This window comes from Corynebacterium accolens, assembly GCF_023520795.1.
Lineage (GTDB): Bacteria > Actinomycetota > Actinomycetes > Mycobacteriales > Mycobacteriaceae > Corynebacterium > Corynebacterium accolens.
In genome coordinates, this window is sequence record NZ_CP046605.1 from 460218 (window position 1) to 481913 (window position 21696).

Below are 21696 nucleotides of genomic sequence, written 5' to 3' on the forward strand. Positions count from 1 at the left end.
AGGTGGCGGAGGGGTACTCAGCGATTAAGACTTCTTGTCCTCCGCGGTATGGGTGGTGCCTTCGTATTGCCATCCCACGACGGCATTGCGCACGGCGGCCTCGAGCGGGTTGGCGGGCTGGATGCAGCTAATCGTCAGCAGCCTGCCTGGCGTGGCATCATCGCCCCATACGCTGGAGTCACCGGCCAGGCCCTGTTTATCAGGGTCGTGGAGATCGGTTGCGGTGTAGATGAGCCAGTTCTGGTCGGAATTCTTGGTGCGGACGTAGAGCTTATCGCCGATGCTGACCTTGTGCTCGTTGGCTGCGCCATCGTAAAGCTTATTGAATACGGCAGGCACGCCTGCGCCAGTGTGGCCAGCGATGACGACGATATCCTCGGCATTGGTCCCCGGCAGGGAGTACGGCCGGTCATCGGCGGTATAGGTGCAGGCCTTATCCATGGTGTCAGGGTTGATGGCGCCATCGAGCACGCGGCAGTTGTCATCATCGAACTTCGCATGAACGTCGATGGCAGGAATGAACATCTCCACCGCCGCGGATGGCTCAATTACGGGGGCCTGTTCCGCACTGACCTCATTGGTCTCTAGCCCTTCTGGCGGGCTGATGCTGCGATCGATGGAGCTGATGACCAGCAGCGTTACCACGATGCCAGCCGCAATACGGAGGGTCCAGGAAGACTTCCACGCATCTTTGACGCGATCCCAACCGGAAGGCTTCTTCCGGTGCCGGGGCAAAGAGGTCTCCTCGAGGCGGCGGTTGGGGTAGCGGCGCTGGATGCGGCGCGCGTGATTTTCTGCCTTCCGCCAATCGCGATCGTCGGAACGGTGCCTGCCGGAGCGTCTAGGCTGGGTTCCTATGACATCGCTGCTCGATGGCCGGGGGCGCGTACTGCGGGTCCTGCGGGAATAGGACGTAGCGGCAGTGGTGCTTTCGGGTGCCGCCGAGTGGCGCGATCGCGCCGCAGAACGTTGGGGCCTCTCCCTCCGTGGCCGGTCTTGGTGGTCCATGCGACCTTCGAGGAAAAATAGGGACATTAGGGACGATAGGGGTGGGTGTGAACCAAGTTTATAGTAATAATTTCTGTTTAGTTTTATTGACGCGGTGAATGCATAACGCGCTACGATAATCCGTGATTCTCTTGTCCGTATAAGTACAGCTAAATAAGGAAAATAAAAAACGGTGTCTCTCAACGAAGCTGCCAAGGCCGGATCCCTGAAAAAGGCCGCCCTACTCGATCAATCATTTTCACGATTTTCTGTCCGCGCAATCCTCGCCGGTGTGTATCTGTGCATCGGCACCGTATTTGCCGGCGTCGTTGGCCAAGCGGTGGAAGGGCTTGCCCCGGGCCTGGGGTCCGTGACCTTTGCCCTGTTCTTCGGCCTAGGCCTCTTCGCCATCGTTATCCTCGGTGCGGAGCTGGCCACGGGCAATATGATGTACATGGTCTACGGGGCGATACAGAAGCACTTGTCCTGGGGTAAGGCTTTCTACGTACTGCTTATTACCACGATCTTTAACCTTGTCGGCGCCATCATCTTTGCCGCCGTCATGGGGATGTCCGCCAAGCTCGCGAATATGGATCCCTCGCACCTGTTGGTCACCATCTCTGAAGGCAAGCTGACCAAATCCCCGCAGGGAATGCTTGTAGAGGGCATGGCCGCGAACTTCGTGGTCAATATGGGCATCGTTGGCGCGGTCTTTGCCAAGGAAATCGTGTCGAAGTTCATCGTCATCGTCCCGATTATCGGCATTTTCGTGGGCCTAGGCCTGGAGCACGTGATTGCCAATTTCTGCCTCTTTGCGCTCACCTTCTTCGGCAGCGATCCGCTGCCGGCAGCGCTGACCGTTGGCAATGTTGCTCTCAACTGGACGCTGGTGTGGATTGGCAACTTCATCGGCGGCGGCTTGCTCATCGGTGGCGTGTACGCCTGGCTCAATAATGGGCCGGAGGACTACCGCGACTAGGCCGTGCAGTGACTTGCGGGGTTCGCCGCATGGGGGAGCCCCGCTGGAGCTGGTTTAGAGCCGGTATAGGGCCGAAACAAGGTTATGACAAAAGGGTGCAGCCTCGACCACACAGTATGGAAGAAGCTGCACCCTTTACTGTGTTCCTTTACTCCCCCTTTAAATGGTGGGGAGTGAAGGAATTACTGATTAGTCAATGTCCTTGACCACGTCGGGGTTCTTATCCAGCCAGTCCTGGACGGCGTCAGGCTCTTTGCCTTCCTCGAACTGGTTAACAACGTTGTCCTCAAGGGAGCCATACTGCTCATCGTCCAGCTTCAAATCGCCGAGCCACTCGGAGACCTCAGGGAATTCGTCGCTGAAGCCATCGCGTGCCAACCAGTGCAGGGACTCAGGATCGCCCAAGGAGCCTTTAGGATCCTCAAGATCCTTGACCGGGAACTTGGCGTTGGCCCAGAACGGGCGCCACAGGGTCACAACGATGTCGTCCTCGTTGTCTACGGCGGTCTGTAGCTCGGAGAGCATGGCCGGGGTAGATGAGGTCGACAGGTTGTAGCCGTCCTCATCTAGGCCGTAATCCTCGATGGCCTTCTTGGAGGCCTCGGTCAGACCAGCACCTGGTTCGATGCCCACGACGGTGTCGTTGAAATCGGCGGACTTGCCTTTGAGATCCTCGATGGAGTTGATGTCCTCCATGTACTCCGGCACGGCCCACGTCAAAACGGCGTTGTCGTAGTAGGAGCCCAAGTCCTCGATGTCATCGGAGTACTTGTCCATGTACTGCTCGTGGGTCTTTTCAGACCATGCAGAGGGGTAGATATCGATATCGCCGTTGGCAAGGCCGGCGTAGAGCACGGCGGCATCGGTAAGCTCTTCGTGCTCAACGTCGTAGCCCGCTGCTTCCAGCTTGTTTTCCAGCAGGTACGCGGTGGACAAGCCATCGGTCCAAGAGGGCAGGTAGCCCAGGGTGATGGTGCCCTTATCGCCGTCGGAGCCGCTCGCATCCGAGTCGGAATCGTTATCCGCGCAGGCTGCCAGGCTGAGTGCTAGGGCAGCGGCCGAGGTGGCCGCAATAGTCTTGCGAATTTTCATGAGAAAACCCTTTCTGTAGATGGAGAGAGATGGTTTACGATGTGGAGTTTTTCTTCTTTCGCAGCAAGGAAAGCAGCGAAGAAGGGTAATGGGAGGGATTGCCCAATGCCGCGGTCAGGCGGTCCAAAAAGACCGCAAGGATGACCACGGCAAGGCCAGCTTCCACGCCCTGAGCCACGTCCAAGGTGGAAATGGCCGAGGTCACTTCTTTACCCAAACCATCGGCACCGACCATACCGGCAATAACGGCCATGGACAGCGAGAGCATGATGACCTGGTTAATACCAGCCATGATGGTGGGGATGGCCAGTGGAATCTGAATACCGCGCAAGATCTGCCCGGAAGTCGCACCATAGGAACGGCCGGCTTCCACGGTCTCTTGGTCTACCTGCCGAATGCCTAGCTCGGTCATGCGCACGCCTGGCGGGAGGGCGAAGATGATGGTGGAAAAGACACCCGGGACAACACCGATGGAAAAGAACGTGACCGCTGGAATGAGGTACACGAAGGCTGGCATCGTCTGCATGAAGTCCATGATCGGGCGCACGATGGCGCTGACGGTATTTGATTTCGCCGCCCAAATGCCCAGCGGGATGGCGAGGATAACCGCGGTAAGCGTGGAGACCAAGACCAGAGACATAGTCTGCAGCATGGTGTCCCATTGCCGCATGCCTAGGACGAGGACGAAGCCGATGATGGACCCTAGCGCGAGGCGCCACGACCGGAAGAACCAAGCGATAACGGCGAAGATGACCAGCATGACTGCGGCTGGCACGGAGGTCAGGGCTTCAGAAAAACCCTCCACCAGAAACTTCATCAGGGCACTAAAGGCATCAAAGAGCCACTTGGCATTGTCCGTAAGCCAGTCAATGCCATCATTGGTCCAATCCCCAATGGGAATGCGAGGAATGACGTTTTCATCCATTTAGGCGTTCACCTCTTTCGAATCCGTGGCTACGGCACCAAGGAGTACCTCGCGCGAGATCGTGCCCGTGAGCCGCCCATCATCGTCAGCAACAATGATGGGGGAAGGCGAATCCGCAGCGAACTGGAAAAGCTCATACGTGGTGGTGTTTTCTTCCACCACGTGCATGTGGTGTGCGGCCGTTTCAGGGAGCGCGCTTGCGCCTTGGCTTTCGGCCTCCCGCAGATCCTTTTCCCACAGCACGCGGGTAGGGCGTTGATCCTCGTCTACGACGACTACCCACGGGATGTCGGATTCGCGCAGCTGGTCCTGTGCGGTCGAAATATCGTCGTGCGCGGAGACCACGTTGGCAGTGTCCTGGGCAATATCGCCAGCAGAAAGCACGCGTGAGCGGTCAACGTCTTGAACAAAGTTCGCCACGAAGTCATTGGCCGGCTGCTGCAGGATTTCCTTAGCGCTGCCGATCTGGACGATTTCACCCGCCCGCATCATCGCGATGCGATCGCCAATGCGCATCGCCTCATTCAAATCATGCGTAATGAACAAGATGGTTTTATTGAGCTCTTTTTGCAGGTTGATTAGCTGATCCTGCATTTCTTTACGGATGAGCGGGTCGAGGGCGGAAAAGGCCTCATCCATGAGCAAGACGTCAGTATCCGCGGCAAGCGCACGGGCCAGGCCCACGCGCTGCTGCATACCGCCGGACAGCTCACCGGGTAAGTGATTATCCCAGCCTTCGAGCCCCACCATTTTCAGTGCTTCTCGGGCTTTTTCCTCGCGCTCCTTGCGGGAGACACCCTTGATGTCGAGGCCGTAGGCGGCGTTCTCGGCCACCGTGCGGTGGGGAAGAAGCGCGAAGTGCTGAAAGACCATGGAAATTTTATCGCGGCGAATGCTGCGCAACTGGGATTCCGACATCTCTGTGAGGGAGGTGCCATCAATTTCAAGGGAGCCTGCTGTGGCTGGTAAGAGGCCATTGACCATGCGGATAAGAGTGGACTTACCGCAGCCAGACAAGCCCATCACCACGAAGATTTCGCCAGGTTCGATGTCAAAAGAGGCGTCTATAACCGCAGCCGTGCTGCCTTGTTCCATTAATTCTTCACGGCTGGTGCCGCTTTTTAGAGCAGCAACCGCCTTATCTGGATTATTTCCAAAGACTTTGTAGAGCCCTCGCGCAGAAATTCCTGTCATGCAGTCCTCCTGACAATGCGCAGAGATAGAGGTGAATAGGGAAGGTATGGACCCATCCGCGGCCCCAGGGCAATAAATAGTGGGGATTAGACGAAACGCGCGTTTGTGGGCTTTACCACCTTTCTACACTTCCACGGATGATGGTGTAAGCCAAAATGGAGGTTTTTCACAGGAGAATTAAATATTTGAAATAAATTATTATTCCGCGAGCGCGCCTGAATAAAGGTTAAAGCGATCGGCACGGGCAAAGCCCACCAGCGCCATGCCGGTCTCGCGGGCGGTCTCTACGGCAAGGGAAGAGGCGGCGCTGACGGCAACGAGCATGCCAAAACCGGCCATGGCGGCTTTTTGCACCAGCTCGAAACTGGCGCGGGAGCTCATGACCAAAATGAGGTCATCGGCGGGCAGGCGCTCTTCCATGAGCAGGTGGCCAATGACCTTATCGGCGGCGTTGTGCCTGCCTATGTCCTCGCGGATGACCACCGGCTCACCCTCGAGGGTAAAGGCGCCGGCGGCGTGGATTCCGCCGGTCTTGCGGAATTCCTTTTGGGCGGCGCGCAGCTTCTCCGGCAGCTGGACCACCAGCTGTGGGTCCACGGGGATCTGGGGGATGGAATAGCGCGACTTCTTTGCCAGTGCTTCGATGGACGAGGTTCCGCACACGCCGCAGGCGGAGGTCGTGGTGGTCAGGCGGAGATCGTTCAAGTCCAACGGCGTATTCTTTACCAAGTCTATGTCTAGCAGGTTATAGGTATTCATGCCCTCGACGGTGGCACCGGCGCAGTAGCGGGCAGTGGTGACATCGGAAAGCGCGGCAATATGCCCCTCGGAGTGGAGGAAACCGTGCGCCAATTCGATGTCGTGGCCCGGGGTGCGCATGGTGGTGGTGATGGTCTGCCCACCCACGCGAATCTCAAGCGGCTCCTCACCGGCGACGGTATCGGCGCGGGTATCTACCTGCGCGTGCTCGCCCAAGCGGACCTTCGTGACGGCAAAGGTGGCATTCTTGCGTCCGGCCATTACTTCAGCGCCTCCTTGAGGGTTTCGATATTTACCTTGGCTTCTGCCGTGCTTGCCGATGCCAACCCCACCACGAACGCCGTCAATGGTGCTGCCGGCCGCGATTGGGTATGGGCCACGTCCTTGGTTAAATCCAGCAGTTCCCGGGTAAGCGCCGTGGCCTCATGGGGCTCGAGGTTTAATAGCCGCGCGGCTTCTTCAAGCCATTGGTGGGCGGTGCGGATCGGATCTTCGTTCTCGGTACTCATCTCAACTACTCCTCAATTATGTGGCGCTGTATCCGACTGTAATGAATGCAGGGGATTTATTTGGAAAACCGCAGGATATGGCGTAAAGTGTTCCGGCGTGCCTGCGCTGCAGCCGGTGCACGCGCAAAGCCTTTCGGGTTTTGCGTGCTGAGCTGGTTAAACGCAGAGCCGAAAAAGAATTGAACATCAACTTTGTTGTAGGCCCCTCGCCGTTTATAGCGGACCGTTGTCTGAATCAAAGGGTGGCGAGCGCCTTGCGGTATTGACCGTGAGGAGCGTGAGTAGCCCGAAATCACACGGAAAACGCTTTGGTGAGCACGGGAACCGCAACGAGAAAGGTACACGGTCACTCATATGACTATGACTGATCCTATTGCCGACATGCTGTCGCGCGTGCGTAACGCAAGTAACGCACACCACGACGTCGTGTCGATGCCTACCTCCAAGTTGAAGGCAAACATTGCTGACATCTTGAAGCAGGAAGGCTACATCGCTGACTACACCGTTGAGGGCCACACCCTGTCCCTCGAGCTGAAGTACAACAACCGCGAGCGTTCCCTGTCTGGTCTGCGTCGCGTGTCTAAGCCGGGTCTGCGTGTGTATGCAAAGTCCACCGAACTGCCACAGGTCTTGGGCGGCCTGGGCGTGGCTATCATTTCCACGTCCCACGGTGTGCTGACTGACCGTCAGGCTGAGGAGAAGGGCGTAGGCGGAGAAGTTCTCGCCTACGTCTGGTAAAGGGAGGTTTGACACATGTCTCGAGTCGGTCTAGCACCGATCGCCGTACCAAACGGCGTCGAAATCAACATCAACGGCCAAGACGTTGAGGTCAAGGGCCCTAAGGGTACCCAGAGCGTAAACGTTCCGGATCCGATCACCATCAACGTGGAAGACGGCATCTTGACCGTTTCCCGCCCTGATGATCACCGCAAGCACCGTGCTCTGCACGGCCTGTCCCGCTCGCTGCTCAACAGCGCCGTCATCGGCGTGACCGAGGGCTTCACCATCAAGATGGAAATCTTTGGTGTTGGCTACCGTGTGCAGCAAAAGGGCCAGGACCTGGAATTCAGCCTGGGCTATTCCCACCCGATCCTCATCAAGGCTCCGGAGGGAATCACCTTCGCAGTGGACGGCAACACCAAGCTGTCCATTACCGGTATTGACAAGCAACTAGTCGGACAGATCGCCGCTAATATCCGTCGCCTGCGTAAGGACGATCCTTATAAGGGCAAGGGTATTCGCTACGAAGGCGAGCAGATCCGTCGCAAGGTCGGAAAGACGGGTAAGTAAGCAATGGCAAACACTGAAAACACGAAGCGCACTCCAGTCGGCAAGGACATTTCTTCTCGTCGTCGCGAAGCACGCGCACGCCGCCACTTCCGTATCCGTAAGACCCTGCGTGGCACCCCTGAGTCCCCGCGCTTGGTCCTGCACCGCTCTTCGCGCCACATGCACGTCCAGGTCATCGATGACCTGGCAGGCCACACCCTGGCTTCCGCATCCTCCATGGAAGCGGACATCCGTGCACTCGAGGGCGATAAGAAGGCAAAGGCTGCCAAGGTGGGCGAACTGATTGCTGAGCGCGCCAAGGCCGCTGGCATTGAGCAGGTCGTCTTTGACCGCGCAGGCTACAAGTACCACGGCCGCGTCGCTGCGCTGGCAGACGCCGCACGTGAAGGTGGTCTGAAGTTCTAATGATCATCGTCAACGGAAACATCAACGGAAGGATCGCGTAATGTCGGACCGTGAACAGCGTGACGGCGGACGCTCCGCCGAGAACAACAAGAACAACCGCGGCGGCAACGGCCGTCGCAACGATCGTCGTAACCAGCAGGACAACGAGCGCGATAAGTACATCGAGCGCGTTGTGACCATCAACCGCGTCTCCAAGACCGTTAAGGGTGGCCGCAACATGTCCTTCACCGCTCTCGTCGTCGTTGGTGACGGCCAGGGTCAGGTAGGCGTTGGCTACGGCAAGGCTAAGGAAGTTCCGGCTGCAATCCAGAAGGGTGCAGAAGAGGCTCGCAAGAACTTCTTCCGCGTACCTATGGTTGCCGGCACCATCACCCACCCGGTAGAGGGTCGCGACGCAGCGGGCATCGTCATGATGAAGCCCGCCGCTCCTGGTACTGGTGTCATCGCCGGCGGTGCTGCTCGTCCGGTGCTCGAATGCGCTGGCGTGCAGGACATTCTGTCGAAGTCCCTGGGCTCCGACAATGCACTCAACGTCGTCCGCGCAACCGTGGACGGCCTCAAGCAGCTGGTCCGCCCCGAAGAGGTTGCCGCACGCCGCGGCAAGTCCATCGAAGAGGTCACCCCGGCCCGTATGCTGCGCAAGCGCGCAGGTCAGGAGGCATAAACAATGGCTCTGAAGATTACACAGGTAAAGGGCCTGGTGGGCACCAAGCCGAACCACCGCAAGAACATTGAGGCTCTGGGCCTCAAGCGCATCGGTCAGTCCGTTGTCAAGCAGGACACCCCGATCATCCGCGGTATGGTTCACAAGGTTCGCCACCTGGTCACCGTCGAAGAAGTGGCAGGGGAGTAAACCATGGCTGATATCATCAAGCTGCACGACCTGCGCCCAACCGCAGGAGCAAATAAGCCCAAGACCCGCGTTGGCCGCGGTGAGGCATCCAAGGGTAAGACCGCTGGTCGCGGTACCAAGGGTACCGGCGCTCGTAAGCAGGTTCCCGCTGCTTTCGAGGGTGGACAGATGCCCATCCACATGCGTCTGCCTAAGCTCAAGGGATTCAAGAACCCGAACCACGTTGAGTACCAGGTTGTTAACGTGGCTGACTTGGCCGAGAAGTTTGCCGATGGCGGCGACATCACCGTCGCTGACATCGCAGCTGCTGGCCTCGTCCGCGCTAACCAGCCGGTCAAGGTTCTGGGCAGCGGCGACATCAACGTTAAGTTGAACGTCACCGCAGACAAGTTCTCCAAGTCCGCCGTAGAAAAGATTGAGGCTGCTGGCGGTTCCGCCAACACCAAGTAATCTGGACTAGGCAATAGCTGCACCCCCTTTTCTCGCACCCTATGTGCGGGGCGAGGGGGTGCAGTCGATCTATGCGGACGTATGCATGGCAGTGGTAGTGTTATCACCGTAAACACTCATCCCTACTAGCTAGGAGTTTGCTATGTCGTCCATTTCTTCATTCCTTGCCGCTGTCATCTCCGCCGTATTGGCGCTCGCCGGCTCGACCGGCCCCGTTGACGCCAACCCGCAGCTGTCCCAGCCGGATAACGCTGAGACCGCGCAGGTGGCCCAGGAGCAGTAATCGCGCTGATTTAAGTCTCGGGCCTCGTCAGAGATTGGGCCCGTAGCTGCAAAAAGGGTGGAACGCTTTCACGAGCGTTCCACCCTTATGTGGTTTTGGGAGCCGTCCTATGCCTCGTCCACGGTCTTTTCAAAAAGGCCGGGGAAGCGGTCATCGGGGTCCGTTACGGCCTTGATGGCACCGGGAAGCTTCCCGCCATAGAGTTCCTCGAACCGCTCGCGGGAGTAGAAGGCCTCGGAGTACAGCGACTTGTGGCCGCCCAAGTCATTGACCTTTTCTTCAATGACGCGGTTGAAGGCGCCGTTGCCGGGGGCGCTGGGATCGACGTGATCGCCATCCACACCGGACCAAAAGCCGACGTTGACCCACGTCTTTCCGGGGCGCAGTGGGTAGAGCGGCCAGGGGTCCTGGGACTCGGCGGCAATATCGCCGGTGCCCACGAGTTCGCCCACGCCATCGCGCAGCCGGATGGGGCACAGCCATACCGGCTGGATATCGGAGGCCTGGAAGAACCAGTGGAGGAACTCCGGGAGGTTTTCCGGGGTGACCTCAATATCCTGGACCACGCGCTCGGCGCGCGGCTTGCCGTGCGGCTTTTTGATGAAGTTGTACTCCAACTCGTACTTGCGGTCCAGGCGCACCAGCTTCCAATAGAAGGAGCTGCGGCGCAGCTCGCGCGGCCAGACCTTGCGCACCTTGGGGTTCTGGGCGCCAAATGCGCGGGAGCACCAGAACCAGTCGGTATCCCAACGCCAGATATAGTCGCGGATGGTAAGGCGGTCGCGCCGCATGCCCTGGGCGTGCTGCAGGCTGCGGTAGTAGATCTTATCCCGCGTGTAATCGGAGGTAGGGCCTTCTTCATCGGTAAAGCGCGCGAAGACGAGGTAAGCCTCGTCCTCGGAAAAGACCACGCCGTCTAGGCCATCGACGGTCTCACCCTCGTGGGTGTGGTTGACGGAGACATCGGCAAGCACGCGGCTTGCCTCCTCCACCGTGTGGAAACGTTGCTCGCGCAGCTCCACGTAGGGCGGGACGGGCTCGAGCTCGATCTTGAGGCGCACCGCGTAGCCCAGAGAACCATAGGAATTGGGGAAGAGGCGGAAGAGATCGACGTTCTGCTCGCGCGAGCAAGTAAGGATCTCGCCGGTGCCGGTGAGGATATCCATCTCGATGACGGACTCGTGCGGCAGACCGTTGCGAAAGCTCGTGGATTCCACGCCCATGCCGGTGACCGCGCCGCCCAGGGTGATGGTTTTTAGCTGCGGAACGACGAACGGCATGAGGCCGTGCGGCAGGGTGGCATCAACCAAGTCCTCGTAGGTGCACATGCCCTGCACATCGGCGGTGCGGGCGAGGGGATCGACCTCGATGACCCCGCCCAGGCCGGAGACGTCGAGGCCTATCTGATTCTCGCTGCGGCCGCGGAAGAGGTTAGAGGTCTTCTTGGCCAGGCGCACGCGCTTGCCAGCGGGGACCTCGCGGAAGCTGCGCAGCAAGGTATCGACGCCGGCGCGGTGGGCCTGCCAGCCCACGGGCTCGATGCGCACGGCATCGACCGGGCGCGGCTGCAGGGCGGAAACGCGCTCGCGCAAGTGATCCAAAAGGGTCATATGGGCTCCTTTTAAAAGCGACTGTCTTCCCACCAACGGCGCTCAGGCACGCCGGCGCGGGAGCCGGCCTCACCGAGCTTGATGCCCAGGAAGTGGTAGAGGTTAATGATATTGCGCTCGAAGCCCCACTCCGAGCCGGCCATGTAGATGCCGTAGAGGCGGGCGGTGGGCAGGCCTACCAGGTCGCATGCCTCTTCCCAGTTCTCCTTTAAGTTCTCGCACCACTCGTGCAGGGTGCGCATGTAATCAAAGCGCAGGGATTCGGTATGGAAGACCTCGAAGCCATTGTCCTGCATGGCCTTGGTGACGTTGCCGGAACCGGTGAGCTCGCCATCGGGGAAAATGTAGCGGTCGATGAAGCCGCCCTTGGGCGTCTTGTGGTTATCCGGGTAGGTGATGTTGTGGTTCAACATCAGTCCGCCGACCTTGAGCTTGCTGTACATGAACTTGAAGAAGTCATCGTAGTTCTGCACGCCGATGTGCTCGATGATGCCGATGGCAGAGATGGCATCAAAGCCTTCTTCGGTGACATCGCGGTAGTCCATAAAGCGGACCTCGGCCAGATCCTGTAGGCCTTCTTCCTCGATCTTCTTTTGGCCCCACTCGGCTTGCTCTTGCGACAAGGTCACGCCGATGGACTTCACGCCGCGGCGGGCGGCGTAGCGGACCATGCCGCCCCAGCCACAGCCCACGTCCAGGTGGGTGTCGCCTTCTTTTAGGCGCAGCTTGTCAAAGATGAGGCGGTACTTGTTTTCCTGCGCTTCCTCCAGGGTGGCATCCGGGGTGGGGAAGTAGGCGCAGGTATAGGTCATGGAATCGCCCAAGAAGAGCTCGTAGAAGTCATTGCCCACGTCGTAGTGATCAGAAATGACGTCGGCGTCGCGCTCCTTGGAGTGCTTGGACAGGCCATCGTGCAGCTTGCGGCGCAGCCAAGAGGCGCGCTCTACCTCGGGCACCGGCTGGATGTGGAAGGCGCCCATGGAAGCCAGCGAACGAACCACGCGCGCTAAGTCTTTAGCGCCAGGCTTTTCAAACTTGTCATACATGGCGTGCAAGGCATTGAAGATGCCGTACGGGTGGGCGGGGTGCTCGCCTTCTACAGAGATACCGTCTGTGACATAGGCGCGGGCGAATCCGACATCGCCTGGGTGGGTGGCGATATAAGCAAGTCCGCCGAGGCTATTGATGGTGACCTTATAATCGGCATCGGCAGGGCCGGTGGCAGAGCCATCAAAGGCTTCCCAGCGGAAGGGGTTGGGACTAGGGATAAAGACGTCGATGATCTCAGCAACGGTCATCGGCGTGAATTTTTTGCTCATTCAGACTTCTTTCGCAACGTTGGGTTCACACCAATAACGACCTTGGCGTTTAGGGACCGCCAGGCCGGAAAACTACGGGTAAAAAATTGCGCAGGGCAATAATTAACATGGTAAACCCCCAGCGGAATAAGCGCGAAAGAATGGGCAATCATTGTCACATAATGCGGGTTAGATGTGGCACGCAGATATAAGGCTGGTAGGGTTATGGGGTCAAAAGTGTTCCACCGTTCCTTTGGGACTCCTTGTCTTTACTTCTTAACGCCAAGTGAGAAAGATGTGGAGCCCTGCGGGAGCCATAGAGTGTCCACCTCCGTGTGTTGCTGCGTGAGGAATCCATAGATTCGCGCGTGACAGCGGTAGGCCAGGAGGATTTTGTAGTGTCCGCCATTTTGCAGGCTTTTAAGGATGCCGACCTACGCAAGAAGATCATCTTCACCATCGTGATGATAATTGCGTACCGCATCGGTGCACAGATCCCGTCGCCGGGTGTAGATTACGCGTCAATTGCAGGGCGCCTGCGTCAGCTGACAGAGGAATCCGGAGACCTCTACTCCGTGATTAACCTGTTTTCTGGCGGTGCCCTATTGCAGCTGTCGATCTTCGCCATCGGCATCATGCCCTACATTACGGCGTCCATTATCGTGCAGCTGCTGACCGTGGTCATCCCGCGCTTTGAGCAGCTGAAGAAGGAAGGTCAGTCTGGGCAGGCGAAAATGACCCAGTACACCCGCTACCTCACGCTCGCCTTGGCGCTGCTGCAATCCTCCGGCATCGTCGCGCTGGCGGACCGCGAGCAGTTGCTGGGTCAAGGCGTGCCGGTCTTGGCGGAAGACCGCAACTTCTTCACCCTGATCCTGCTTGTGGTGACGATGACCTCCGGCGCCGTCCTCGTGATGTGGATGGGCGAGCTGATTACGGAAAAGGGCATTGGCAACGGAATGTCCCTGCTCATTTTCGCCGGTATTGCGACGCGCCTGCCTACCGATGGCATGAATATCCTGCAAAACAACGGCGGTATGGTCTTCGCCATGGTGCTGGCTGGCCTTATTGTTCTGGTCGTCGGTATTACCTTCATCGAGCAGGGCCAGCGCCGCATTCCGGTGCAATACGCCAAGCGCATGGTGGGCCGGCGTCAGTACGGTGGCTCTTCCACTTACCTGCCGCTGAAGGTCAACCAGGCCGGCGTTATCCCGGTCATCTTCGCTTCCTCGCTTATCTACATGCCGGTGCTGATCACGCAGATCGTCAACTCCAGCTCCGTACACACCCCGGATAACTGGTGGCAGCGCAACGTTATTGCGCACCTACAGGCGCCGTCGTCCTGGCAGTACATCGTCTTGTACTTCCTGCTGACCATCTTCTTCGCGTACTTCTACGTCTCGGTGCAGTACGACCCCGCTGAGCAAGCCGATAACATGAAGAAGTACGGTGGCTTCATCCCAGGCATCCGCCCGGGCCGCCCCACCGCGGAGTACCTCGGCTTTGTCATGAACCGCCTGCTGAGCGTCGGTGCCCTGTACTTGGCGTTGATCGCCATCCTGCCGAATATCCTGCTGGACCTTGGCGTTGGTCACTCTTCGGCCGCCGGCACCTCCGCCTTTGGCGGTACGGCCATCTTGATTATGGTCTCCGTCGCCTTGACCACGGTCAAGCAAATTGAATCTCAACTTCTCCAATCCAACTACGAAGGACTACTGAAATAATGCGTCTTGTACTTCTCGGCCCCCCCGGTGCTGGCAAAGGCACCCAAGCAGCAATCCTGAGCGAAAAGCTCGGCGTTCCACACATCTCCACCGGTGACCTCTTCCGCGCCAATATTGGCGAGGGCACCCCGCTGGGCGTTGAGGCGAAGTCCTATATCGACGCCGGCAAGCTCGTGCCTACCGATGTTACCGCGCGCATGGTAGAAGAGCGCCTCAGCCAAGACGACGCCAAGAACGGCTTCCTCTTGGACGGCTTCCCGCGCACCACCGAGCAGGCAGACATCTTGGAAGAGCTGTTGTCCAAGAAGGGCGAAAAGCTCGACGGCGTATTGAACTTCGAGGTTTCTGAGGACGTTGTTGTCAAGCGCATGATGGCGCGCGGCCGCGCCGACGATAACGAGGAAACCATCCGCACCCGCCTGGGTGTCTACCGCGATGAGACCTTCCCGCTCATCGAGCACTACGGCGACGCCATCATCCCCATCAAGGCAGAGGGCTCCGTCGAAGAGATCAACGCCCGCGCCATGGAAGCGCTGGGCAAGTAATGGCTTTTCGGCGCCGCACCAAGCGCATTCCCGCCCGCACCCCGGGCGAGCTGGATGCCATGCAGGCGGCTGGCGAGATCGTCGGCAAGGCGCTGCAGGCAGTTCGCGCCGCGGCGGCGCCAGGAGTGAGCACGCTTGAGCTCGATGCGGTGGCGGAACAGACCATCCGCGCCGCCGGTGCCACCCCTACCTTCAAGGGCTACGAGGGATTTCCGGGCTCCATTTGTTCCTCCGTTAACGATGTCATCGTGCACGGGATTCCGGATGCGAAGACCGTGCTTGCCGATGGCGACCTCCTCTCCATCGACTGCGGCGCCACCCTCGATGGCTGGGTAGGAGATAGCGCGTGGTCCTTTCCCATCGGTGAACTGGACCCGGACGTTGCGGCATTGAACGCGGCGACCGAGTGGGTGCTCATGGAAGGACTGCAGGCGATGGTCCCGGGCAACCGCCTGACCGACGTGTCCCACGCCTTGGAGCAGGCAACTTACCGCGCCGAAGACAAGTTTGGCGTATCCCTTTATATCGTGGATGGTTACGGCGGTCATGGAATTGGCCGGACCATGCACGAAGATCCCTATTTGGAAAATGAGGGAAAGCCTGGCCGCGGGCCCGTCATTCAGGAGGGCTCCGTCCTGGCCATCGAGCCAATGCTTACTTTGGGCACCGTCGATAGTGCGGTGCTAGAAGATGACTGGACGGTGGTCACGCTCGACGGTTCCGTTGCCGCACATTGGGAGCACACGGTAGCCGCGACGGCGGACGGCCCGCGTATCCTCACCAGGCGCTACTAATAAATTCCCAGTACATATTCCCTGAAAAATCGCCGCTTAAACTAGGCGTAAATCCCCTGAAAGGTTTATACTCACCACTATGTCTAAATTCAGCCTCCGCAAGTTAAGTGCCACCGTTGCTGCACCAGCAGTGGCTGGCGTCATGGCATTGAGCACGATTGCCGGCGCCCCTGCAGCCTCTGCTCAGCAACTCCCTTCCCTCGATCAGCTCACTGCCCAGGCCCAGCAGCAGCTTGATAACTTCCACGGCCAGACCCGCGACCAGGCATGGCAGACCCGCAATGACATCCTGGACCAGGCTGAGAAGTACACCCCGGAACTGGTGCCTAACGTGCAGTCCGCAGTCGATAGCGCCCTGGAATTCCTCTTTCCGGGCCTAGTGGCTCAGAAGAACGAGGAAGCACGCCAGGCTCGCGAGGCTGCTGAGCGCGCACACGCACAGCAGATTGCGGAAGAAAAGGCGAAGGCTGAAGAGGCGGCGCGCCGTGCGGAGGAGCAGCGCCGCGCTAACCAATTCGACCGCGGCTCCTGCCCGGCAGATGCCAAGATTTGTGTCGACCTTGACGGCCGCCGCACCTGGCTGCAGGAAGGTGGCGACGTATCCTACATTTCCCCATCCATGTCCGCCGGCATGGTGGGCGAGGAAACCCCGCGCGGTACCTTCCACGTCAACCGCAAGGTGAAGGACGAAATCTCCCGCGAGTTCAATAACGCGCCGATGCCGTTCTCCATCTACTTCACCAATAACGGCCACGCTTTCCACTTGGACAACACCAACGTTGATTCCAACGGTTGCGTCCACCTGCCTTACGATGCAGCGGTTCGCTACTGGAACGATGTCCAGATTGGTGACAAGGTCTACATCTACTAATTCGGTGTAGCTCACCGCGTTAACGCGCCTCGCCCTCGCGCTTGGTTCCGGAATTTGGAACTGAACGCGAGGGTATTTTTAGTTTTCCGCTGCCGGTTGGGGATTTATGAAAGTGCGTGCGGTTTGGAAATCGTGTCGCTGCAGCGTATGCTGGTTTGACGGTGTATAGCGCCAGTAGGTCTGGTTGGCTTGCACCACCGCAGTAGACAACAAACATGCAGGTGACAGGTACTTGTCTGTCGCCAGAAAAGTAGAGGTTATGGCTAAGGAAGGCGCAATTGAGGTAGAGGGTCGCATCGTCGAGCCTTTGCCAAACGCAATGTTCCGTGTCGAGCTCGACAATGGGCACAAGGTTCTTGCACACATTTCCGGTAAGATGCGTCAGCACTACATCCGCATCCTCCCGGAGGATCGCGTCGTCGTAGAGCTGTCTCCTTATGACCTGACCCGCGGACGCATCGTCTACCGCTACAAGTAAACACAGTCAGCCTCCTCACCCAAGGGCGAAGCATGGCTTTGTCCTGTACACCTCAGGCTACGGTGGCCTGAGCCCGCACTGGTAAGCAACCCAAGGATTCCCGGCACGGTCCGGGCGAAGCGTTGCATGGAGCGGGACGGATGGGGAGAAAACCGCCGTAACAACCCGAAAGGACACGCCTTATGGCACGTCTAGCTGGTGTTGACCTCCCACGCAATAAGCGTATGGAGGTCGCTCTCACCTACATCTACGGCATCGGTCCAACCCGTGCCAAGGAATTGCTAGAAAAGACTGGCATTTCTCCTGACCTGCGCACCGACAACCTGGAAGATGAACAGGTTTCGGCACTGCGTGACGCAATTGAAGGCTCCTGGAAGGTAGAGGGTGACCTCCGCCGCCAGGTTCAGGCTGATATTCGTCGCAAGATTGAAATCGGAAGCTACAAGGGTCTGCGCCACCGTCGCGGTCTGCCGGTACGCGGTCAGCGTACGAAGACCAACGCGCGTACTCGTAAGGGCCCGAAGAAGACGATCGCAGGAAAGAAGAAGTAGTTCATGCCTCCAAAGACTCGTTCCGGCGCACGCCGTTCCGGCCGTCGCGTCGTCAAGAAGAATGTGGCTCTGGGCCACGCATACATCAAGTCCACCTTCAACAACACCATCGTCTCGATCACCGATCAGACCGGTGCTGTTATCTCCTGGGCATCCTCTGGCCACGTTGGCTTCAAGGGTTCCCGTAAGTCCACTCCGTTCGCTGCGCAGATGGCCGCTGAAAGCGCCGCACGCAAGGCAATGGACCACGGCATGAAGAAGGTTGACGTATTCGTCAAGGGTCCGGGCTCCGGCCGCGAGACCGCCATCCGTTCCCTGCAGGCTGCAGGCCTCGAGGTTTCCTCGATCACGGATGCAACTCCACAGCCGCACAACGGCTGCCGTCCGACCAAGCGTCGCAAGGTTTAAGGGAAGGAAAGAGGTAAGAAAATGGCTCGTTACACTGGCCCCGCTACCCGCGTATCCCGCCGTCTTCGCGTCGACTTGGTCGGCGGAGACATGGCATTCGAGCGCCGCCCGTACCCTCCGGGACAGGCTGGCCGCAACCGCATCAAGGAATCTGAGTACCTGCTGCAGCTCCAGGAGAAGCAGAAGGCAAAGTACACCTACGGTGTGCTGGAGCGTCAGTTCCGCCGCTACTACACCGAGGCTAACCGCCTCCCAGGCAAGACCGGTGACAACCTGGTCATCCTGCTGGAGACCCGCCTCGACAACGTGGTTTACCGCGCAGGTCTGGCACGCACCCGCCGCCAGGCTCGCCAGCTCGTTTCCCACGGTCACTTCACCGTGAACGGCAAGAACATCAACATCCCGTCCTACCGGATTACGCAGTACGACATCATCGATGTCCGCCCGCGTTCCCAGAAGATGGAATGGTTCGAAGACGCTCAGGACGCTCTTATCGATGCCAACGTACCGGCATGGTTGCAGGTCGTTCCTGATACGCTGCGCATCCTCGTGCACCAGTTGCCCGAGCGCGCTCAGATCGACATTCCGCTGCAAGAGCAGCTCATCGTCGAGCTTTACTCGAAGTAAACTGTTATACCGCACGGCTCTTCAAGGCCACGCGGTCCATCAGGAATCTTCAACCTCAAGATTTTTACCCCCTCTACCGGCGTCAAATAGCGGTCGCCGAAAAGGAGAATTGCAATGCTCATTTCCCAGCGTCCTCAGCTCACCGAGGAATTCATCGACTCGTCTCGTTCCAAGTTCGTCATCGAACCGCTCGAGCCGGGCTTTGGCTACACCCTCGGTAACTCGCTGCGTCGCACCCTGCTGTCGTCCATCCCGGGCGCAGCGGTAACCTCCATCAAGATTGATGGTGTGCTCCACGAGTTCACCACCATCAACGGTGTGAAGGAAGACGTTTCTGAGATCATCTTGAACATCAAGAGCATGGTCCTGTCCTCCGACTCCGATGAGCCGGTGGTTATGTACCTGAGCAAGGAAGGCCCTGGTGATGTCACCGCAGGCGATATCCAGCCGCCGGCTGGCGTGGAGATCCACAATCCGGATCTGCACATCGCTTCGCTGAATGACACCGCTAAGCTGGACATTGAGCTCGTCGTCGAGCGCGGCCGTGGCTACGTCCCGGCTGCCGCAACCTCTGGGGAAATCGGCCGTATTCCAATCGACCAGATCTACTCCCCAGTGCTGAAGGTCTCCTACAAGGTCGAAGCTACCCGTGTTGAGCAGCGCACCGACTTTGACAAGCTGACCATCGACGTCGAAACCAAGAACTCGATTTCCGCACGCGACGCCCTGGCTTCTGCCGGTGGCACCTTGGTCGAACTGTTCGGCCTGGCACGCGAGCTGAACAACGCAGCCGAAGGTATCGAGATTGGTCCCTCCCCGCAGGAGACCGAGTACATCGCCGCCTACGGCATGCCTATCGAGGACTTGAACTTCTCCGTTCGCTCCTATAACTGCCTGAAGCGTCAGGAAATCCACACCGTCGGCGAGCTTGCAGAATGCACCGAGTCCGACCTGCTGGATATCCGTAACTTCGGTCAGAAGTCGATTAATGAGGTAAAGATCAAGCTGGCTAACTTGGGCCTTGCTCTGAAGGACACCCCTGAGGACTTCGACCCCACCCAGCTCGAGGGCTACGACGCAGAAACCGGTGACTTCAAGGACCCGGCTGCGGACGATTCCGAGTAAAGAATCACCCTGAACTGCGGCACTCGTTGCCGCGCGCTCAACTTTTACCGCACACGAGGAGTAAACAATGCCTACCCCGAAGAAGGGTGCCCGTCTCGGTGGCTCCGCCAAGCAGCAAGCTCACATGCTGAGCAACTTGGCAGCTAGCCTGATCGAGCACGGCGCCATCAAGACCACCGATGCCAAGGCGAAGGTTCTTCGCCCGTACGTCGAAAAGATCATCACCAAGGCTAAGTCCGGCACGATTGCTGACCGCCGCGCAGTGCTGAAGCTCATCCCGCGCAAGGATGTTGTTTCTCACCTGTTCGACGAGGTTGCACCGAAGTTTGAGAACCGTGAGGGTGGCTACACCCGCACCATCAAGCTGGACAACCGCACCGGTGACAACGCCCCGATGTCCCAGATCTCCCTCGTTCTTGAGGAGACCGTGACCTCCGAGGCTAACCGCGCTACCCGCGCTGCCGCTTCCAAGGCCGCTGAGGCTGAAGAGGCTCAGGCAGACGAGGCTGCGGAGACCGAGGCTCCGGCCGAGGACACCGCAGCTGAGAACACCTCTGCTGAGGAGTCCGAGGAGAAGTAATCTCTCCTGGCTGCTGAATTCACTCCGGCCCTAACGCCGTGCGTGGATTGCACCGACTACTCGCAGCAGTAGCGCACAATCGCCGCCTTCCCATTCTCTTTACGAAGAGACAGGGGAGGCGGCTTTTGTCGTTTTGAACTTGGATCTTTATGTTCCTGGTCCCCGCCGTCGTATGGCGCCATTGCGCGACTCCATCGTGCGGCTGCGCCATGCAGCAGGCCACCCAACGTCCAATGCACTACGACACTTATGTCTAACCTCCAACGCTCAACCTCCTATGTGCATCCTCCACTGCGATAACTGAGCAAACAGGGCCCTCAGATATTGCATTGTCTGCTCAAAACGAACAGGGGAGGTTGCACGTTTCGGGAACCCGCCGCCGCCTCCGGTAGCATTAGGTCCACCATGACTGAAGCAGCACCGATCGCACATGAGGGACCAGCAGAAGGATTCGTTCGGATCCGGTTAGATCTGGCCTATGACGGCACCGATTTTCACGGATGGGCCAGGCAAAAGGGCGGACTGCGCACCGTCCAAGGCGTGCTCGAGGAGCAGCTAGCAATGATCGCTCGGACGGAGGTACCGCTGACGGTAGCTGGGCGTACGGATGCGGGCGTCCATGCTCGCGGGCAGGTGGCGCACGTGGATGTGCCGCAGGAGATGCTGGAGCAACGGTCCGTAGCAAATGATCCCGGGAAGTTGGTGCGCAGGCTTGCCAAGTTGTTGCCGGAAGACGTCCGGGTGCACGGCTGCGATTTCGCGCCAGAAGGTTTTGATGCCCGATTTTCTGCGCTGCGCAGGCATTATGTGTACCGGATAACCACCAGCCCGCGGGGTGCGCTGCCGACGCGGGCGCGCGATACGGCCGAATGGTTCAAACCGGTAGACATCGGGGCCATGCAAGACGCGGCCAATGCGCTGGTGGGTCTGCACGATTTTGCGGCCTTTTGTAAGGCCAAGCCGAATGCCACCACCATTCGCGAATTACAGGAATTTAGCTGGCAGGATGTCTCGACGCCGGAGGAACCGCAGCTCTTTGAGGCCCGGGTGACCGCGGACGCCTTCTGCTGGTCGATGGTGCGCTCTTTGGTTGGCTGTTGCTTAAGCGTTGGGGAAGGCCGCAGGGACGTCGACTTTGCCGCGGCGTTGCTGCAGGAAACCAAGCGCTCCTCTCGCATCCCAGTGGCACCGGCGAAGGGCCTGTCTTTAGTGCAGGTGGATTACCCGGAGGCGGGCGAAATGTCCGCGCGGGCGGATATAACGAGGGAAAAGCGCACGACCTTGTGAAAACACGCTGCCAAGTGGCAGGGGTGAGGAGCCTGCGCTAGCCTGAGGTCTGGGTTTATTTAGACTTTTCGG

General features: G+C 58.8%; 27 protein-coding genes. 19 read left to right on the plus strand and 8 right to left on the minus strand.

Annotated elements, in window-relative coordinates; translation table 11 throughout:
- Window positions 1-24: 24 nt before the first annotated feature.
- Window positions 25-1008, minus strand: coding sequence for a hypothetical protein (locus CACC_RS02250; RefSeq protein WP_155802694.1), 984 nt, complete (start codon window positions 1006-1008; stop codon window positions 25-27).
- 172 nt (window positions 1009-1180) lie between these two features.
- On the opposite strand from CACC_RS02250, the gene CACC_RS02255 reads away from it, so the two are divergent.
- Complete coding sequence (locus tag CACC_RS02255; RefSeq protein ID WP_005276977.1) at window positions 1181-1966, plus strand: formate/nitrite transporter family protein; 786 nt, start codon at window positions 1181-1183, stop codon at window positions 1964-1966.
- A 189-nt stretch (window positions 1967-2155) separates the two neighbouring features.
- On the opposite strand, the gene CACC_RS02260 is transcribed toward CACC_RS02255, so the two are convergent.
- The 5 genes from CACC_RS02260 to CACC_RS02280 form a co-directional block, all read right to left on the minus strand.
- The gene (locus tag CACC_RS02260; protein WP_005276980.1) at window positions 2156-3058 is read right to left on the minus strand and encodes a glycine betaine ABC transporter substrate-binding protein; all 903 of its coding nucleotides are present in this window, start codon (window positions 3056-3058) and stop codon (window positions 2156-2158) included.
- Between the two features lie 34 nt (window positions 3059-3092).
- Window positions 3093-3983, minus strand: coding sequence for an ABC transporter permease (locus CACC_RS02265; RefSeq protein ID WP_005276982.1), 891 nt, complete (start codon window positions 3981-3983; stop codon window positions 3093-3095).
- Complete coding sequence (locus CACC_RS02270) at window positions 3984-5177, minus strand: quaternary amine ABC transporter ATP-binding protein (RefSeq protein ID WP_005276984.1); 1194 nt, start codon at window positions 5175-5177, stop codon at window positions 3984-3986.
- Window positions 5178-5375: 198 nt separating this feature from the next.
- Complete coding sequence (gene fdhD, locus CACC_RS02275; protein WP_005276986.1) at window positions 5376-6197, minus strand: formate dehydrogenase accessory sulfurtransferase FdhD; 822 nt, start codon at window positions 6195-6197, stop codon at window positions 5376-5378.
- Complete coding sequence (locus CACC_RS02280; protein WP_005276987.1) at window positions 6197-6445, minus strand: DUF6457 domain-containing protein; 249 nt, start codon at window positions 6443-6445, stop codon at window positions 6197-6199. Before CACC_RS02280 ends, fdhD begins: the two co-directional genes overlap by 1 nt.
- A gap of 354 nt (window positions 6446-6799) precedes the next feature.
- Between CACC_RS02280 and rpsH the strand changes: the two genes are divergently transcribed.
- From rpsH to CACC_RS02315, 7 genes are all read left to right on the plus strand, one after another.
- Window positions 6800-7183 (plus strand): 30S ribosomal protein S8, encoded by a 384-nt coding sequence (rpsH, locus tag CACC_RS02285; RefSeq protein ID WP_005276990.1) that lies wholly within the window; start codon window positions 6800-6802, stop codon window positions 7181-7183.
- Between the two features lie 15 nt (window positions 7184-7198).
- Window positions 7199-7735 (plus strand): 50S ribosomal protein L6, encoded by a 537-nt coding sequence (gene rplF, locus CACC_RS02290; protein ID WP_005276991.1) that lies wholly within the window; start codon window positions 7199-7201, stop codon window positions 7733-7735.
- Window positions 7736-7738: 3 nt separating this feature from the next.
- Complete coding sequence (gene rplR / locus CACC_RS02295; RefSeq protein WP_023016753.1) at window positions 7739-8140, plus strand: 50S ribosomal protein L18; 402 nt, start codon at window positions 7739-7741, stop codon at window positions 8138-8140.
- Between the two features lie 40 nt (window positions 8141-8180).
- Complete coding sequence (gene rpsE, locus CACC_RS02300) at window positions 8181-8804, plus strand: 30S ribosomal protein S5 (protein ID WP_005276995.1); 624 nt, start codon at window positions 8181-8183, stop codon at window positions 8802-8804.
- A 3-nt stretch (window positions 8805-8807) separates the two neighbouring features.
- Window positions 8808-8993, plus strand: coding sequence for a 50S ribosomal protein L30 (rpmD, locus tag CACC_RS02305; protein ID WP_005276997.1), 186 nt, complete (start codon window positions 8808-8810; stop codon window positions 8991-8993).
- Window positions 8994-8996: 3 nt separating this feature from the next.
- Window positions 8997-9443, plus strand: a complete 447-nt coding sequence (gene rplO, locus CACC_RS02310; protein WP_005277000.1) for a 50S ribosomal protein L15 — start codon at window positions 8997-8999, stop codon at window positions 9441-9443.
- A gap of 142 nt (window positions 9444-9585) precedes the next feature.
- Entirely contained in the window at window positions 9586-9726 is a 141-nt protein-coding gene (locus CACC_RS02315) for a hypothetical protein (protein ID WP_005277003.1), read from the plus strand.
- A 107-nt stretch (window positions 9727-9833) separates the two neighbouring features.
- Here the strand turns inward: CACC_RS02315 and CACC_RS02320 are convergent, their stop codons facing one another.
- Both CACC_RS02320 and CACC_RS02325 read right to left on the minus strand, forming a co-directional pair.
- On the minus strand, window positions 9834-11336 hold the full coding sequence (locus CACC_RS02320) for an FAD-binding oxidoreductase (protein ID WP_005277005.1): 1503 nt from the start codon (window positions 11334-11336) through the stop codon (window positions 9834-9836).
- An 11-nt stretch (window positions 11337-11347) separates the two neighbouring features.
- Window positions 11348-12655 (minus strand): class I SAM-dependent methyltransferase, encoded by a 1308-nt coding sequence (locus tag CACC_RS02325; protein WP_005277007.1) that lies wholly within the window; start codon window positions 12653-12655, stop codon window positions 11348-11350.
- A 377-nt stretch (window positions 12656-13032) separates the two neighbouring features.
- Here CACC_RS02325 and secY point away from each other — a divergent pair, with 377 nt between their 5' ends.
- The 11 genes from secY to truA all read left to right on the plus strand — a co-directional run bounded on the left by secY (window position 13033) and on the right by truA (window position 21624).
- On the plus strand, window positions 13033-14358 hold the full coding sequence (gene secY / locus CACC_RS02330; protein WP_023030124.1) for a preprotein translocase subunit SecY: 1326 nt from the start codon (window positions 13033-13035) through the stop codon (window positions 14356-14358).
- Window positions 14358-14903 (plus strand): adenylate kinase, encoded by a 546-nt coding sequence (locus CACC_RS02335; RefSeq protein WP_005277013.1) that lies wholly within the window; start codon window positions 14358-14360, stop codon window positions 14901-14903. Before secY ends, CACC_RS02335 begins: the two co-directional genes overlap by 1 nt.
- A complete protein-coding gene (gene map / locus CACC_RS02340; protein WP_005277014.1) occupies window positions 14903-15697 on the plus strand; it encodes a type I methionyl aminopeptidase in 795 nt (264 codons plus the stop codon). The genes CACC_RS02335 and map overlap by 1 nt, the downstream gene beginning before the upstream one ends.
- A gap of 79 nt (window positions 15698-15776) precedes the next feature.
- Window positions 15777-16568, plus strand: coding sequence for a L,D-transpeptidase (locus CACC_RS02345; RefSeq protein ID WP_005277016.1), 792 nt, complete (start codon window positions 15777-15779; stop codon window positions 16566-16568).
- A 259-nt stretch (window positions 16569-16827) separates the two neighbouring features.
- A complete protein-coding gene (infA, locus tag CACC_RS02350) occupies window positions 16828-17046 on the plus strand; it encodes a translation initiation factor IF-1 (RefSeq protein WP_003854422.1) in 219 nt (72 codons plus the stop codon).
- Window positions 17047-17228: 182 nt separating this feature from the next.
- Window positions 17229-17597 (plus strand): 30S ribosomal protein S13, encoded by a 369-nt coding sequence (rpsM, locus tag CACC_RS02355; protein WP_005281309.1) that lies wholly within the window; start codon window positions 17229-17231, stop codon window positions 17595-17597.
- 3 nt (window positions 17598-17600) lie between these two features.
- A complete protein-coding gene (gene rpsK, locus CACC_RS02360; RefSeq protein WP_005277076.1) occupies window positions 17601-18005 on the plus strand; it encodes a 30S ribosomal protein S11 in 405 nt (134 codons plus the stop codon).
- Window positions 18006-18026: 21 nt separating this feature from the next.
- Window positions 18027-18632 (plus strand): 30S ribosomal protein S4, encoded by a 606-nt coding sequence (gene rpsD / locus CACC_RS02365; RefSeq protein WP_035108300.1) that lies wholly within the window; start codon window positions 18027-18029, stop codon window positions 18630-18632.
- Between the two features lie 114 nt (window positions 18633-18746).
- Window positions 18747-19757 carry a DNA-directed RNA polymerase subunit alpha gene (locus CACC_RS02370; RefSeq protein WP_005277080.1) on the plus strand — a complete coding sequence of 337 codons (1011 nt, stop codon included), beginning with the start codon at window positions 18747-18749 and terminating at the stop codon, window positions 19755-19757.
- 67 nt (window positions 19758-19824) lie between these two features.
- The gene (rplQ, locus tag CACC_RS02375; protein WP_005277082.1) at window positions 19825-20337 is read left to right on the plus strand and encodes a 50S ribosomal protein L17; all 513 of its coding nucleotides are present in this window, start codon (window positions 19825-19827) and stop codon (window positions 20335-20337) included.
- A gap of 405 nt (window positions 20338-20742) precedes the next feature.
- Window positions 20743-21624, plus strand: coding sequence for a tRNA pseudouridine(38-40) synthase TruA (gene truA, locus CACC_RS02380; protein ID WP_005277084.1), 882 nt, complete (start codon window positions 20743-20745; stop codon window positions 21622-21624).
- The last annotated feature ends 72 nt before the right edge of the window (window positions 21625-21696 follow it).

Bases quoted from the DNA above. Each gene is read 5' to 3' on its own strand.
- CACC_RS02260 (WP_005276980.1), bottom strand. From the start codon at position 3,058: ATGAAAATTCGCAAGACTATTGCGGCCACCTCGGCCGCTGCCCTAGCA.
- CACC_RS02335 (WP_005277013.1), top strand. From the start codon at position 14,358: ATGCGTCTTGTACTTCTCGGCCCCCCCGGTGCTGGCAAAGGCACCCAA.
- rplR (WP_023016753.1), top strand. From the start codon at position 7,739: ATGGCAAACACTGAAAACACGAAGCGCACTCCAGTCGGCAAGGACATT.
- CACC_RS02325 (WP_005277007.1), bottom strand. From the start codon at position 12,655: ATGAGCAAAAAATTCACGCCGATGACCGTTGCTGAGATCATCGACGTC.
- CACC_RS02370 (WP_005277080.1), top strand. From the start codon at position 18,747: ATGCTCATTTCCCAGCGTCCTCAGCTCACCGAGGAATTCATCGACTCG.
- rpsM (WP_005281309.1), top strand. From the start codon at position 17,229: ATGGCACGTCTAGCTGGTGTTGACCTCCCACGCAATAAGCGTATGGAG.
- infA (WP_003854422.1), top strand. From the start codon at position 16,828: ATGGCTAAGGAAGGCGCAATTGAGGTAGAGGGTCGCATCGTCGAGCCT.
- rplO (WP_005277000.1), top strand. From the start codon at position 8,997: ATGGCTGATATCATCAAGCTGCACGACCTGCGCCCAACCGCAGGAGCA.
- rpsE (WP_005276995.1), top strand. From the start codon at position 8,181: ATGTCGGACCGTGAACAGCGTGACGGCGGACGCTCCGCCGAGAACAAC.
- CACC_RS02280 (WP_005276987.1), bottom strand. From the start codon at position 6,445: ATGAGTACCGAGAACGAAGATCCGATCCGCACCGCCCACCAATGGCTT.
- CACC_RS02345 (WP_005277016.1), top strand. From the start codon at position 15,777: ATGTCTAAATTCAGCCTCCGCAAGTTAAGTGCCACCGTTGCTGCACCA.
- map (WP_005277014.1), top strand. From the start codon at position 14,903: ATGGCTTTTCGGCGCCGCACCAAGCGCATTCCCGCCCGCACCCCGGGC.
- rplF (WP_005276991.1), top strand. From the start codon at position 7,199: ATGTCTCGAGTCGGTCTAGCACCGATCGCCGTACCAAACGGCGTCGAA.
- rpsD (WP_035108300.1), top strand. From the start codon at position 18,027: ATGGCTCGTTACACTGGCCCCGCTACCCGCGTATCCCGCCGTCTTCGC.
- CACC_RS02320 (WP_005277005.1), bottom strand. From the start codon at position 11,336: ATGACCCTTTTGGATCACTTGCGCGAGCGCGTTTCCGCCCTGCAGCCG.
- CACC_RS02270 (WP_005276984.1), bottom strand. From the start codon at position 5,177: ATGACAGGAATTTCTGCGCGAGGGCTCTACAAAGTCTTTGGAAATAAT.
- fdhD (WP_005276986.1), bottom strand. From the start codon at position 6,197: ATGGCCGGACGCAAGAATGCCACCTTTGCCGTCACGAAGGTCCGCTTG.
- rplQ (WP_005277082.1), top strand. From the start codon at position 19,825: ATGCCTACCCCGAAGAAGGGTGCCCGTCTCGGTGGCTCCGCCAAGCAG.
- CACC_RS02250 (WP_155802694.1), bottom strand. From the start codon at position 1,008: ATGGACCACCAAGACCGGCCACGGAGGGAGAGGCCCCAACGTTCTGCG.
- CACC_RS02265 (WP_005276982.1), bottom strand. From the start codon at position 3,983: ATGGATGAAAACGTCATTCCTCGCATTCCCATTGGGGATTGGACCAAT.
- rpmD (WP_005276997.1), top strand. From the start codon at position 8,808: ATGGCTCTGAAGATTACACAGGTAAAGGGCCTGGTGGGCACCAAGCCG.
- rpsK (WP_005277076.1), top strand. From the start codon at position 17,601: ATGCCTCCAAAGACTCGTTCCGGCGCACGCCGTTCCGGCCGTCGCGTC.
- rpsH (WP_005276990.1), top strand. From the start codon at position 6,800: ATGACTATGACTGATCCTATTGCCGACATGCTGTCGCGCGTGCGTAAC.
- truA (WP_005277084.1), top strand. From the start codon at position 20,743: ATGACTGAAGCAGCACCGATCGCACATGAGGGACCAGCAGAAGGATTC.
- CACC_RS02315 (WP_005277003.1), top strand. From the start codon at position 9,586: ATGTCGTCCATTTCTTCATTCCTTGCCGCTGTCATCTCCGCCGTATTG.